This is a genomic window from Ectopseudomonas khazarica, from assembly GCF_017915135.1.
Lineage (GTDB): Bacteria > Pseudomonadota > Gammaproteobacteria > Pseudomonadales > Pseudomonadaceae > Aquipseudomonas > Aquipseudomonas khazarica.
The window spans coordinates 5,371,917-5,384,159 of record NZ_CP068551.1; the positions used below are offsets into that span (position 1 = coordinate 5,371,917).

14 protein-coding genes are annotated in these 12,243 nt (G+C 61.7%); all 14 read right to left on the reverse strand.

Annotated elements, in window-relative coordinates; genetic code table 11:
• Window positions 1–18 precede the first annotated feature (18 nt).
• The 14 genes from JLK41_RS25250 to rpmH all read right to left on the reverse strand — a co-directional run bounded on the left by JLK41_RS25250 (window position 19) and on the right by rpmH (window position 11,825).
• Window positions 19–555: a F0F1 ATP synthase subunit delta gene (locus JLK41_RS25250; protein ID WP_037054769.1), complete on the reverse strand. Its 537-nt coding sequence runs from the start codon at window positions 553–555 to the stop codon at window positions 19–21.
• A gap of 14 nt (window positions 556–569) precedes the next feature.
• Window positions 570–1,040: a F0F1 ATP synthase subunit B gene (locus tag JLK41_RS25255; protein WP_037054770.1), complete on the reverse strand. Its 471-nt coding sequence runs from the start codon at window positions 1,038–1,040 to the stop codon at window positions 570–572.
• Between the two features lie 56 nt (window positions 1,041–1,096).
• Complete coding sequence (gene atpE / locus JLK41_RS25260; protein ID WP_003097235.1) at window positions 1,097–1,354, reverse strand: F0F1 ATP synthase subunit C; 258 nt, start codon at window positions 1,352–1,354, stop codon at window positions 1,097–1,099.
• A gap of 151 nt (window positions 1,355–1,505) precedes the next feature.
• Complete coding sequence (gene atpB / locus JLK41_RS25265) at window positions 1,506–2,372, reverse strand: F0F1 ATP synthase subunit A (protein WP_037054772.1); 867 nt, start codon at window positions 2,370–2,372, stop codon at window positions 1,506–1,508.
• 17 nt (window positions 2,373–2,389) lie between these two features.
• Entirely contained in the window at window positions 2,390–2,794 is a 405-nt protein-coding gene (locus JLK41_RS25270) for a F0F1 ATP synthase subunit I (protein WP_037054774.1), read from the reverse strand.
• Window positions 2,795–2,954: 160 nt separating this feature from the next.
• Complete coding sequence (locus JLK41_RS25275; RefSeq protein WP_037054776.1) at window positions 2,955–3,824, reverse strand: ParB/RepB/Spo0J family partition protein; 870 nt, start codon at window positions 3,822–3,824, stop codon at window positions 2,955–2,957.
• 11 nt (window positions 3,825–3,835) lie between these two features.
• Entirely contained in the window at window positions 3,836–4,624 is a 789-nt protein-coding gene (locus JLK41_RS25280; RefSeq protein ID WP_037054778.1) for a ParA family protein, read from the reverse strand.
• Between the two features lie 12 nt (window positions 4,625–4,636).
• A complete protein-coding gene (gene rsmG / locus JLK41_RS25285) occupies window positions 4,637–5,284 on the reverse strand; it encodes a 16S rRNA (guanine(527)-N(7))-methyltransferase RsmG (protein ID WP_210391271.1) in 648 nt (215 codons plus the stop codon).
• A complete protein-coding gene (mnmG, locus tag JLK41_RS25290) occupies window positions 5,281–7,173 on the reverse strand; it encodes a tRNA uridine-5-carboxymethylaminomethyl(34) synthesis enzyme MnmG (RefSeq protein WP_210390093.1) in 1,893 nt (630 codons plus the stop codon). The genes rsmG and mnmG overlap by 4 nt, the downstream gene beginning before the upstream one ends.
• Before the next feature lie 640 nt (window positions 7,174–7,813).
• The gene (mnmE, locus tag JLK41_RS25295) at window positions 7,814–9,181 is read right to left on the reverse strand and encodes a tRNA uridine-5-carboxymethylaminomethyl(34) synthesis GTPase MnmE (RefSeq protein WP_210390094.1); all 1,368 of its coding nucleotides are present in this window, start codon (window positions 9,179–9,181) and stop codon (window positions 7,814–7,816) included.
• A gap of 105 nt (window positions 9,182–9,286) precedes the next feature.
• Window positions 9,287–11,032 carry a membrane protein insertase YidC gene (gene yidC, locus JLK41_RS25300; protein WP_210390095.1) on the reverse strand — a complete coding sequence of 582 codons (1,746 nt, stop codon included), beginning with the start codon at window positions 11,030–11,032 and terminating at the stop codon, window positions 9,287–9,289.
• A gap of 2 nt (window positions 11,033–11,034) precedes the next feature.
• A complete protein-coding gene (gene yidD / locus JLK41_RS25305) occupies window positions 11,035–11,280 on the reverse strand; it encodes a membrane protein insertion efficiency factor YidD (RefSeq protein WP_080757053.1) in 246 nt (81 codons plus the stop codon).
• Window positions 11,273–11,674, reverse strand: a complete 402-nt coding sequence (rnpA, locus tag JLK41_RS25310) for a ribonuclease P protein component (RefSeq protein ID WP_134676624.1) — start codon at window positions 11,672–11,674, stop codon at window positions 11,273–11,275. Before rnpA ends, yidD begins: the two co-directional genes overlap by 8 nt.
• A 16-nt stretch (window positions 11,675–11,690) precedes the next feature.
• Window positions 11,691–11,825: a 50S ribosomal protein L34 gene (gene rpmH, locus JLK41_RS25315; protein WP_003290924.1), complete on the reverse strand. Its 135-nt coding sequence runs from the start codon at window positions 11,823–11,825 to the stop codon at window positions 11,691–11,693.
• Between the last annotated feature and the right edge of the window lie 418 nt (window positions 11,826–12,243).

A 12,243-nucleotide genomic window follows, 5' to 3' on the forward strand; every position in this document is an offset into this window, starting at 1 on the left:
TCTGCTGCCCCTTCAAACTCAAGATTTCAATGCTTCGGCCAGTTTCGCGAGCTTGCCGCGAACCGAGCCATCGATTACCAGGTCGCCGGCGCGGATCAGTACACCACCGATCAGGGTGGCATCTTCCGCGGCGTGCAGACGCACTTCTCGGCCGAGCCGTGCACTGAGAACCTTGGCGAGTTTGTCTTGCTGTTCATCGCTCAATGCGAAGGCACTGGTGACATCCACGTCGATCGACTTCTCTTGCTCGGCCTTGTACAGCTCGAACAGGGCGAAGACATCCGGCAACAAGGCCAGACGATCGTTCTCGGCGATAACGCGGATGAAGTTCTGTGCCTGGGCGTCGAACTTGTCACCACACACCTCGACAAAGGTGGTGGCCTTTTCTGTACTCGTCAGACGCGGGGCCTTGAGCACGCGCTGCATGGTGTCGTCGAGCGACACCGCTGCAGCCAGGCCGAGCATGGCTGACCAATTGGCCAGTTGCTGGTGGGCCTGGGCGTGCTCGAAGGCAGCCTTAGCGTAAGGTCGGGCCAGCGTGGTCAGTTCTGCCATGATCGCGCCCTCGCTTAAATTTCGGCTGCCAGTTTGTTAACCAGCTCCGCATGCGCGTTTTGGTCGATGGATGCGCCCAGGATCTTCTCCGCACCGCTGACTGCCAGGCCACCCACTTGGGCGCGCAGGGCGTCTTTGATGCCGTTGATTTCCTGTTCGATCTCGGCCTGAGCCTGAGCCTTCACGCGGTCAGCTTCGACACGGGCCTGATCACGGGCTTCGTCGACGATCTGAGCAGCACGCTTATTGGCTTGCTCGATGATTTCGGCGGCCTGACCTTTGGCTTCGCGCAGTTGCTGGGCCACTTTCTCGTGGGCCAGCTCCAGATCACGAGCCGCGCGGTTGGCAGCGTCCAAGCCGTCTGCGATCTTCTTCTGACGTTCCTGCAAAGCCGCAATGACCGGAGGCCATACGAACTTCATGCAGAACAGCACGAAGATGAAGAAGGCAACGGACTGGCCTATCAGGGTTGCATTAATGTTCACGCCAACACCTCGCTCGTTCGTTGTCCGTCACACCAATTCACTCGAAGACGAGTGAATTAGCCTGCGATTTGACCAACGAAGGGGTTCGCGAAGGTGAAGAACAGTGCGATACCAACACCGATCATGGTCACGGCGTCGAGCAGACCGGCGACGATGAACATTTTAACTTGCAGCATCGGGACCATTTCCGGCTGACGCGCAGCGCCTTCCAGGAACTTGCCACCCAGCAGACCGAAACCGATGGCGGTACCCAGGGCACCCAGGCCGATCAGCAGTGCAACGGCGATAGCGGTCAAACCAACTACAGTTTCCATTTTTCCTCCCGACTTACAGTCGTATTGGTTAAGGTTTTTGTTGAAGCGGTAAAGCGAAATCGTTTGTTTACAGCAGCCCTCATGCCCGCGGGCAGTGAGGGTTTGTCCTGGCAGGCGCCGCCTGAGCGGCGCCGCGGAACCTTAGCGCGCCTTAGTGGTTGTCTTCATGCGCCATCGACAGGTAGACGATGGTCAGCATCATGAAGATGAACGCCTGCAGCACGATGATCAGGATGTGGAAGATGGCCCAGGCCAGCTGCAGCACACCACCCAGCGAGCCCAGCAGCATGCCGCCGCTGAACATGATGGCGATCAGGATGAAGATCAGCTCGCCGGCATACAGGTTGCCGAACAGTCGCAGTGCCAGGGAGACCGGCTTGGCGATCAGGGTGACGAATTCCAGCAGGAAGTTCACCGGGACCAGCAGGATCTTCATGGCGATGTTGTTGGAGCTGAACGGATGCATGGTCAGCTCGCCGAGGAAGCCGCCGATGCCCTTGACCTTGACGCTGTAGAACAGGATCAGGGCGAACACCGACAGGGCCAGGCCCAGGGTCGCGTTCGGGTCGGTGGTCGGCACGACACGGAAGTACAGGTGCGGATCGCCAACCAGGGTGGCAGCCAGTTTCGGCAGCCAGTCAACCGGGATGAGGTCCATGAAGTTCATCAGGAAGACCCAGACGAAGATGGTCAGGGCCAGCGGGGCAATCAGTGGATTGCGACCGTGGAAGGTGTCCTTGACGCTGCCATCGACGAACTCGACCAGAACCTCGACGAAGTTCTGCAGGCCGCCCGGCTGGTCCGAGGTGGCCTTGCGCGCCGCCAGGCGGAACAGGACGATGAAGATCAGGCCGAGAACCACCGACACCGCCAGGGTGTCTACGTGGAAGGCCCAGAAGCCCATTTCTTTGGCTTCCTGTGCGGTGTGGGCGAAACTCCAGCCGTTCACCGGGTGCTGACCATAGGTCAGGTTGGTGAGGTGGTGCTGGATGTAACCCGAAGCGGTTTCTGCTGCCATTATTTGCCTCGAACGCTTTAAGGTCTTGAAAATTTCGTTATCAGCAGCGGGGCGAACCAGCTGACCATCAGGGTCAGCAGGTAGACACCGAACAACATCGGTGCCTCCAGGGGTTTCACGCCCGCAAACGTCAGTGCAAAGAGCACGAACGTCAGAATCAGTTTTCCCGCTTCGCCCGCATAAAAAGAACGGACGATTTCCCTAGCCGCCCGCGCGCCGCTGTAGCGGAACGCCTTGTGGGCGAAATACAGATTCGGCAACCAGGCGATCATGCCCCCCAACAGTGCCGAATAACCCGCCACGTTGCCTCGCCATTGCCAGGTCAGCGTAGCAGCGAGCAGCAATACGACGAGTTGTGCCATCAGCACCGGGAAGACCGGTAGGCGATGGAAGGGCAGGCGCTTCGGCATGCGGCGTTCCATCAACTGATGTCCCTCGACTATCGACCGCTTTAACTCAATGAATTGGCATAAAAAGTGCCAACAAAATTGCGCGCAGAGTATAGGGGGCGTATTCCCCCCATTCAACTGTCCGGTAGTGATTTCCGACCATGCGCTACATGGTCAGGTGTGGCGAATTGTTTCAGCGGATGTGAGCGAGCACGCCCTGCAATTCGTCGAGGGAGTTGTAGCGGATGACCAACTGGCCCTTGCCCTTGGCGCCGTGTTTTATCTGCACTGGCGAGCCCAGACGCTCTGCCAGACGCTGTTCGAGGCGACTGATGTCCGGGTCGGGCTTGGCTTTTGCCGGCGCCGGTTTGGCACTCAGCCACTGGCGAACCAGCGCTTCGGTCTGGCGTACGGTGAGACCGCGTGCGACAACGTGTCGCGCAGCTTCGACCTGCTGTTCGAGGGGCAGACCGAGCAATGCACGGGCATGACCCATCTCCAGGTCGCCATGGGACAGCAGTGTCTTGATCTCGTCCGGCAGGGCGATCAGACGCAGCAGGTTGGTGATGGTGACGCGCGATTTGCCGACGGCATCGGCGACCTGCTGCTGGGTCAGCTCGAATTCCTGCTGCAGGCGCTGCAGGGCGACGGCTTCCTCGATCGGGTTGAGGTCCTCGCGCTGGATGTTCTCGATCAGCGCCATGGCGATGGCGGCTTCGTCCGCCAGCTCGCGAACCATGGCCGGGATCTTGTCCTGGCCGGCCAGCTGGCTGGCTCGCCAGCGACGCTCACCGGCGACGATCTCGAAACGACCATCGCCGATCGGCCGCAGCACGATGGGTTGCATCACGCCCTGGGCGCGGATGGAGGCGGCGAGTTCTTCCAGAGCGGTCTGGTCCATGTCGCGACGCGGCTGGTACTTGCCCCGCTGGATCAGTTCCAGCGGCACGTATTGCAGCTCACGCGTATCGACCTGGGCGGCCTCTTCCTGCAGTGCACTGACGGTGTTGCCACCGAGCAGGGCGTCCAGACCTCGACCCAGACCTCGTTTCTTCGCAGCCATGCGGATGTTCCTTAAGCGGTAGCGGTTTTCGCGGCGGCGCGCTGACGGCGCACCAGCTCGCCGGCCAATGCCAGGTAGGCGATGGCACCACGGGATTGTTTGTCATAGACCAGCGCCGGCATGCCGAAGCTCGGAGCCTCGGCCAGGCGCACGTTACGCGGGATCACGGCGTCGTACAGCTTGTCGCCGAAATGCTCCTTGAGCTGAGCGCTGACATCGTTGGTCAGGCTGATGCGCGGGTCGTACATGGTACGCAGCAGACCTTCGATCTGCAGCTTGGGATTGAGCAACTGGCCGATGCGCTGGATGCTGTTGACCAGATCGGAGAGCCCTTCCAGCGCGTAGTACTCGCACTGCATGGGGATGATCACACCGTCGGCGGCGACCAGGGCGTTGATGGTCAGCATGTTCAGCGACGGCGGGCAGTCGATGAGGATGTAGTCGTAGTTCTCGCGGATCGGCGCCAGGGCATAGCGCAGGCGACTTTCCTTCATCTTCATTTCCAGCAGCGCGACTTCGGCGGCCGTCAGGTCGCGGTTGGCCGGCAACAGCTGGTAGCCGCCATGCTCGGAAAACTGCATCGCCTCGCTGAGATCGCATTCGCCGATCAGCACGTCGTAGATCGAGTGCTCGAGGGCATGCTTGTCGATGCCACTGCCCATGGTCGCGTTGCCCTGCGGGTCGAGGTCGATGAGCAGCACGCGGCGCTTGGTCGCCACCAGAGAAGCAGCCAGGTTGATGCACGTCGTGGTTTTGCCCACGCCGCCTTTCTGATTGGCGATCGCGAATACCTTGGCCATCTTCCTTCCCCCTTAGACCGAGCGACGCAGTATCAACAGATGGCGTTGGCCTTGGCAACCGGGAACCCGCAACACGTGCGTGGCACTGAGGCGGAAGTCCGCGGGCAACGCCTGCAGCTCATCGTCCGGGTGGACGCCTTTCATCGCCAGCCACTGGGTGTCGGCATTGCCAAGGTGGCGCGTCCAGTCGCTGAAATCCTGCAGGCTGCTGAACGCCCGCGAGCTGATGCCATCGAAGGGCCGCTCGGGCCGATACGCTTCGACCCGGCTGTGGACAACCTCGAGGTTGTCGAGTTTCAGCTCGAGCTTCACCTGGACCAGAAAACGGGTCTTCTTGCCATTGGAGTCGAGCAGGGTGAAACGCCGTTCGGGGAACATGATCGCCAGCGGAATGCCGGGCATGCCGCCGCCGCTGCCGACGTCCAGCCAGTTATCCCCACGCTCGGCCACGAAGGGCACCACCGACAGGCTGTCGAGCAGGTGACGCGACACCATCTCGTCGGGATCGCGCACGGCGGTGAGGTTGTAGGCCTTGTTCCACTTGATCAGCAGGCCCAGGTAGGCGAGCAGTCGCTGCTGTTGTGGCTCGCTGAGCTCGACGCCAAGCTCGCGAGCGCCCTGGATCAGTTCTTCGGCGTGACGCTGGGTGACCGACATCAGGCGCTCTGCTCCAGTTTCTGACCCGCACTGCGTTTCTTCAGGTGAATCAGCAGCAGGGAGATCGCCGCCGGCGTGACACCGGGAATGCGCCCGGCCTGGCCGAGGGTGGCCGGACGAGTGTTGCCCAGCTTGAACTGGATTTCCTTGGACAGGCCGGAGATGGCGCTGTAGTCCAGGTCCTCCGGCAGCTTGGTGTCCTCGCTGGCCCGCAGCTTGGCGATCTCTTCCTGCTGGCGGTCGATGTAGCCGGCGTACTTGGTCTTGATCTCGACCTGTTCGGCCACCTGGTTATCCACAGCCGGTGACTCGGTCACTTCGGCAAGGGTGGCGTAATCGATCTCCGGACGGGCCAGCAGATTGAGCAGGTGGTATTCGTGGGCCAGCGGGGTACCGAAACGCGCCGCGATGGCATCGCCCTGCGGGGTGCCCGGGCGTACCCAGGTGCTCTTCAGGCGCTGTTCTTCCTGGATGATGCCCTCACGCTTGGCTTCGAAGGCCGCCCAGCGCTCGTCATCGACCAGGCCCAGCTCGCGGCCCTTCTCGGTCAGGCGCAGGTCGGCGTTGTCCTCGCGCAGAATCAGCCGGTACTCGGCCCGCGAGGTGAACATGCGGTACGGCTCCTGGGTGCCGAGGGTGATCAGGTCGTCGACCAGCACACCGATGTAGGCCTCGTCACGGCGCGGGCACCAGGCATCCTTTCCCTGGGCACGCAAGCCGGCGTTGCAGCCCGCCAGCAGGCCCTGGGCACCGGCTTCTTCGTAGCCGGTGGTGCCGTTGATCTGCCCGGCGAAGAACAGGCCGCCGATGACCTTGGTCTCCAGGCTGTACTTCAGGTCGCGCGGATCGAAGTAGTCGTACTCGATGGCATAGCCCGGACGCACGATGTGGGCGTTCTCCATGCCGCGGATGCTGCGCACGATCTGCAGCTGTACATCGAACGGCAGCGAGGTGGAAATACCGTTGGGATACAGCTCATGGGTGGTCAGGCCTTCCGGCTCGATGAACACCTGGTGGCTGTCCTTGTCGGCGAAGCGGTGGATCTTGTCTTCGATCGACGGGCAGTAGCGCGGCCCCACGCCCTCGATGACACCGGAATACATCGGCGAACGGTCGAGGTTCGCCGCGATGATCTCGTGGGTACGGGCGTTGGTGTGGGTGATCCAGCAACTGATCTGCTGCGGCTGATGCTCGCGCTTGCCGAGGAAGGACATCAGCGGCGTCGGTGTGTCCCCCGGCTGCTCGGTCATCACCGAGAAGTCCACGGAGCGTCCGTCGATGCGCGGCGGAGTGCCGGTTTTCAGGCGACCGACACGCAGCGGCAGTTCGCGCAGGCGCTGGGCCAGGGCGATGGAAGGCGGGTCGCCGGCGCGGCCGCCGGAGTAGTTCTGCAGGCCGATGTGGATAAGTCCACCGAGGAAGGTGCCTGTGGTCAACACCAAGGAATCCGCATGGAACCTGAGGCCCATCTGGGTAACCACGCCCTTGACCTCGGCGTTTTCCACAATCAGGTCATCGGCGGCCTGTTGAAAAATCCACAGATTGGGCTGGTTTTCCAGAATCTCGCGTACCGCCGCCTTGTACAGCACGCGGTCGGCCTGCGCACGAGTCGCTCGAACGGCCGGACCCTTGCGGCTGTTGAGGATACGGAACTGGATGCCGCCCTTGTCGGTGGCAGTCGCCATGGCACCGCCGAGGGCATCGATTTCCTTGACCAGGTGGCTCTTGCCGATCCCGCCGATGGCCGGGTTGCAGCTCATCTGGCCAAGGGTCTCGACATTATGGGTGAGCAGCAGGGTCTTCACGCCCATGCGCGCTGCAGCCAGGGCTGCCTCGGTACCGGCATGACCGCCGCCGATCACGATCACGTCAAAACGGGAAGGGAAATCCACCACGCACCTCGTGCCTGTTGAGAAAGGGGTCTGAAAGAAAGGCGGCAAGTATAGGGACTTCGCTCTCCTGAATGAAGCCTTCTGCACAAAAAATAGCCAATCGGTTACCGCCGTTCTCTACGCCTGTGCGCCCGACCTGATCACCTTCCTGACCTGCCAAAGCGGGTACTGGCTTATAAAGAATAGAAAGAGAGAATTTTTATAAAGCTTGTTCTTTATGTTTATGTATAGAGCAGGCCATTTCTGTGGATAACAAGCTACAGGCCTTGTACTTCAGGGTGTACAGAGAATGATAAGGCTGTGTCGATCCTGCTCGTTTGCGCTGGGAAAGCTGCTGAACCACTGTGGATGGAATGGATGGTTATCAACAGGGGCGGTTACGCCCAGCTTTGTCATAGGCTTATGGGCAGGGTTCAGGGGCGGTTTTCCACAGGGTTTATCCGGGGCCTGAATAACTCGCTGGCGAGGCGGCGCACGCTGGATATGTGAGGCGAAGGAAAGCTGCAGGCAGCGGGCATCAGCCCGGATGCGAGCCAGGAAGTGGCAAGGAAGGCTGAGTCGGCGCTGGGAGAAGGCTGGAGGAGCGCGCTTCGTACCACGGGAAGAGAGCGACGCGGCGGCCTGTCTCAGCCTGCCAGTGTCACTTGCCGATGCAGAAGCTGGAGAAGATGCGCCCCAGCAGGTCGTCGCTGCTGAAGGCGCCGGTGATCTCACCCAGGGCGTGTTGGGCCATGCGCAGGTCTTCGGCGAGGAGTTCGCCTGCGCCCATCAGGGTCAGCTGGTTGCGGCCGTGATCGAGGTACTGTTCAGCCTGGTGCAGGGCTTCGAGGTGGCGCCGACGGGCGCTGAAACCACTTTCGGCGGTCTGTTGATAACCCATGCAGGCTTTCAGATGCTCGCGCAGCAGTTCCAGGCCTTCGGCGGACTTGGCCGACAGACTGAGGGTGACATGGCCATCGGCGCTGGTTGCCAGCGTGACGGCCTCGCCTGACAGGTCGGCCTTGTTGCGGATCAGGGTGACGCGTGCGGGATCCGGGCGCTGCTCGAGAAACTCCGGCCACAGGGCGAAGGGATCGGCTGCCTCCGGTGCGGTGGAGTCGACCACCAGCAGGACCCGGTCGGCCTCGCCTATGGCCTTCAGCGCGCGCTCCACGCCGATGCGCTCCACCTGGTCATCGGTAGCGCGCAGGCCGGCGGTGTCGACCACGTGCAGGGGCATGCCGTCGATGTGGATATGTTCGCGCAGGACGTCGCGGGTGGTGCCGGCGATATCAGTGACGATGGCCGCCTCGCGCCCGGCTAGGGCATTGAGCAGGCTGGACTTGCCGGCGTTGGGACGACCAGCGATGACCACTGTCATGCCGTCGCGCAGCAGGGCTCCCTGGCCAGCTTCGCGCAATACTGTGGATAAGTCTGCGCGAACGCCGTCGAGTTGCTTCAGCACATGGCCGTCGGCGAGAAAATCGATTTCTTCCTCGGGGAAGTCGATGGCCGCCTCGACATAGATGCGCAGCTGGATCAGCGCTTCGGTCAGCGCATGCACGCGCCTGGAGAACTCGCCCTGCAACGAGCGCAGGGCATTGCGTGCGGCCTGTTCGGAGCTGGCCTCGATCAGGTCGGCGATGGCTTCGGCCTGGGCCAGGTCGAGCTTGTCGTTGAGAAATGCACGTTCGCTGAACTCACCGGGTCGGGCCAGGCGTGCGCCCAGCTCCAGGCAACGGCGCAGCAGCAGGTCGAGCACCACCGGGCCACCGTGGCCCTGCAACTCGAGCACGTCTTCGCCGGTGAAGGAGTTCGGGCCGGGAAAATAGATCGCCAGGCCTTCGTCCAGCACCTGCTCGGCCTCGCCGTGAAAGGCGCCGTGATGAGCGAAGCGGGGCTTCAGCTCGCGCCGGCAGATCGTCTGCGCCAACTGCCCGGCCAGTGGCCCCGAGACCCGCACGATGCCGACGCCGCCGCGTCCCTGGGCGGTGGCTACGGCTGCGATGGTGTCTCGGGCATGGGTCATGGCATTCACTCGGTTGTAGGCAGGGCCAGGGTCGCTACGGGGACGATGGATAGCAAAACGCCCCAATCATGGGGCGTTTGCTTGATGCTTGGAAGCCTTGTCGAATCAGGCGTTGGCCGGTTTCGATGCGGCTTCGATCCTGCGCGTAATGTACCACTGCTGGGCGATGGACAGGCAGTTGTTGACCACCCAGTACAGCACCAGACCAGCCGGGAACCACAGGAAGAAGAAGGTGAAGATGATCGGCATCAGCTTCATCACGCGCGCCTGCATGGGGTCCGGCGGCGTCGGGTTGAGCTGCTGCTGGATGAACATGGTCGCGCCCATGATGATCGGCAGGATGAAGAACGGATCCTTGATCGACAGGTCGGTGATCCAGAACATCCACGGCGCCTGACGCATCTCCACGGATTCCAGCAGTACCCAGTACAGGGCGAGGAACACCGGCATCTGCACCAGGATCGGCAGGCAGCCGCCCAGCGGATTGATCTTCTCTTTCTTGTACAACTCCATCATCGCCTGGGACATCTTCTGGCGATCGTCACCGTGCTGCTCTTTCAGGGCCTGCAGCTTCGGCGATACGGCACGCATGCGTGCCATCGAGCGGTAGCTGGCGGCCGACAGCGGGAAGAAGATCAGCTTGATGATGATGGTCAGGAAGATGATCGACCAGCCCCAGTTGCCCAGCAGGCTGTGGATGACTTGCAGCAGCCAGAAGATCGGCTGGGCGAGGAACCACAGGAAGCCGTAGTCGACGGTCAGCTCCAGGCCTGGGGACAGGGTGCCCAGGTGTTCCTGCAGCTTGGGACCGGCATAGAGGACGGCACCGGTTTCGCCCTTGGCGCTGGCAGCGACCTGTACGGCCGGGCCGGTGAAGCCGACGATGTAGTTGCCCTGGCTGTCCTTGCGGGTCTGGATCAGGTTGCTGGCATCCTTGCTCGGCACCCAGGCGGTGACGAAGTAATGCTGCAGCCAGGCCACCCAGCCACCCTGGACGGTTTCCTTGAAGGCGTGCTTGTCGATGTCTTTCATCGACAGCTTCTTGTAGGGCTCGTCAGGGGTCCAGACGGCGGCGCCCAGGTAGGTGGCGGTGCCGGTCGCGGTGGTCGAGGACGGATCGCCGCTGCTGTCACGCTTGAGCTGGGCGAACAGGTTGCCGCTCCAGGCTTGGTCGCTCTGGTTGTCGATCAGGTAACGAACGTCGACCTGGTAGGCGGACGGATCGATGCAGCCAGGCTTCTTCAACTGCTGCTCACGGGCCGAGCACTGCGGGTTGAGGCCGCGCTTGAAGCTGTAGCGCTTGATGTAGCTGACGCCGTTTTCGCTGTAGGTCAGGTCGACCACCAGGCTGTCCTGGCCTTCGGCCAGCGCATAGCTCTGCTTCTCGCTGCTCCACAGGGCACGGCCGCTGGATTTGTCCGGAGCGTTCTGGCCGATCAGGCCGCTCTGGGCCAGATAGGTGCGCTCGCTGCCGTTATCGAACAGTTGGAAGGGCACGTCCGGGCGGTCCTGACGGCGGGGGTATTGAGGCAGACGCAGTTGCACGACGTCGCCACCACGCGGATCGATGGCCAGCTCGAGCACGTCGGTCTTGACCCGAATCAGCTCGTCGCTGGTGACAGTGGTCGGCGCCACGGCAGCAGCGCTGGGCTCGGCCACGGCAGTGGGGATGTCATCGCCGCTGGTGCTGGCGGATGCCGCTGGCGTGTCAGGCAGGTTGGGCGTCGCGACGTTCGAGGTGCTTACCTCGGCCGGCAGGGCAGCCTGGCCATAGTCCTGGTTCCATTGCAGGACCATGAGGTAGGACACGACTGCCAGGGCGACGATCAGGATCGAGCGTTGGATATCCATGATTATTCGGCCATCGAAGGGGATCGGGATGTTTTCGCGGGGGGCACCGGGTCGTAGCCACCTGGATTCCAGGGATGGCAGCGACCTAGCCGGCGGGCTGTCAGCCAGCCACCACGCAGGAAGCCATGTTGATCGATGGCTTCGTAGGCATAGCAGGAACAGCTTGGGTAGAAGCGGCAGTGGCTGGCCATCAGGGGGCTGATGGCGTAGCGATAAACCTGGATGCAGGCTAGGGCCACTTTACGCATGGGGCGTGTCGCTTGTCCCGGGGGATGGTTCTGCGTCGTGACTGGGCCGGTTACGGGCCAGGCGTTTCCAGAGCTTGCCGAACTGCTGAGCGAGTTCGGCATTTTCCAGATCGCCTAGCCCTTTCCGGGCGACCACCACGATGTCCCAGCCAATCAGGTTGTGCTGATTGAGCCGGAACGACTCGCGGATTTGACGCTTGATGCGGTTGCGCTCGACGGCGAGCTTGACGCTCTTCTTGCCGATCACCAGACCTAGACGGGAATGATCAAGCTGGTTGTCGCGCGCTAGCAACAGGACACTTTTGCCCGGAGCCTTACCGCTTGGGGAGTCGAAGACTGCCTTGAATTGCCGGGGAGTCAGCAGTCGCTTTTCCCGGCCGAAGCCTCGACTCACCACCTGTCTGGATGAATTAGACAGTCAGACGCTTGCGGCCCTTGGCGCGACGACGCGACAGGACTTGACGGCCGTTCTTGGTGGCCATACGAGCACGGAAACCGTGGGTGCGAGCGCGCTTGATGGTGCTGGGTTGGAAAGTGCGTTTCATGGTGCGTTACCTGGGTGATCGACTAGGGTCGGAATGACCCCGGTTTAAAGAGACCGGCAATTCTAGAGAAAGCCGCACGGTAGGTCAATTTCCAACCAACCTTATTCGCCAGATAAGAATAGAAAGAAGGAAAGGGTTTAAAGAACCTTTTCTTTTTTTATGATGATTAGCGCCGTGCCCCGCTGTGGAAAACCCGCTGCAGAGCCGGCTGCCTGTGGCGTGCGCGGAATCATAAGCCTGTCTGAAACGGGTGCGTGAGGTGTGTGCCCGCTGGGTACAGCCTGAGGACAGAATGCCGGTTTACCCACAGGTCGTTTATCCCTGCACTCATCCCCAGGCTTTTGCAGAATGTTCAGGGGCGCTTATCCACAAGGTTTAGCGCGCCCAAGATAAGCCTGATGAATGTAACTAAGGCTTT

Bases quoted from the DNA above. Each gene is read 5' to 3' on its own strand.
- JLK41_RS25270 (WP_037054774.1), bottom strand. From the start codon at position 2,794: ATGGAACGCCGCATGCCGAAGCGCCTGCCCTTCCATCGCCTACCGGTC.
- JLK41_RS25250 (WP_037054769.1), bottom strand. From the start codon at position 555: ATGGCAGAACTGACCACGCTGGCCCGACCTTACGCTAAGGCTGCCTTC.
- JLK41_RS25280 (WP_037054778.1), bottom strand. From the start codon at position 4,624: ATGGCCAAGGTATTCGCGATCGCCAATCAGAAAGGCGGCGTGGGCAAA.
- rpmH (WP_003290924.1), bottom strand. From the start codon at position 11,825: ATGAAACGCACTTTCCAACCCAGCACCATCAAGCGCGCTCGCACCCAC.
- atpE (WP_003097235.1), bottom strand. From the start codon at position 1,354: ATGGAAACTGTAGTTGGTTTGACCGCTATCGCCGTTGCACTGCTGATC.
- atpB (WP_037054772.1), bottom strand. From the start codon at position 2,372: ATGGCAGCAGAAACCGCTTCGGGTTACATCCAGCACCACCTCACCAAC.
- JLK41_RS25275 (WP_037054776.1), bottom strand. From the start codon at position 3,824: ATGGCTGCGAAGAAACGAGGTCTGGGTCGAGGTCTGGACGCCCTGCTC.
- yidD (WP_080757053.1), bottom strand. From the start codon at position 11,280: ATGCGTAAAGTGGCCCTAGCCTGCATCCAGGTTTATCGCTACGCCATC.
- mnmE (WP_210390094.1), bottom strand. From the start codon at position 9,181: ATGACCCATGCCCGAGACACCATCGCAGCCGTAGCCACCGCCCAGGGA.
- yidC (WP_210390095.1), bottom strand. From the start codon at position 11,032: ATGGATATCCAACGCTCGATCCTGATCGTCGCCCTGGCAGTCGTGTCC.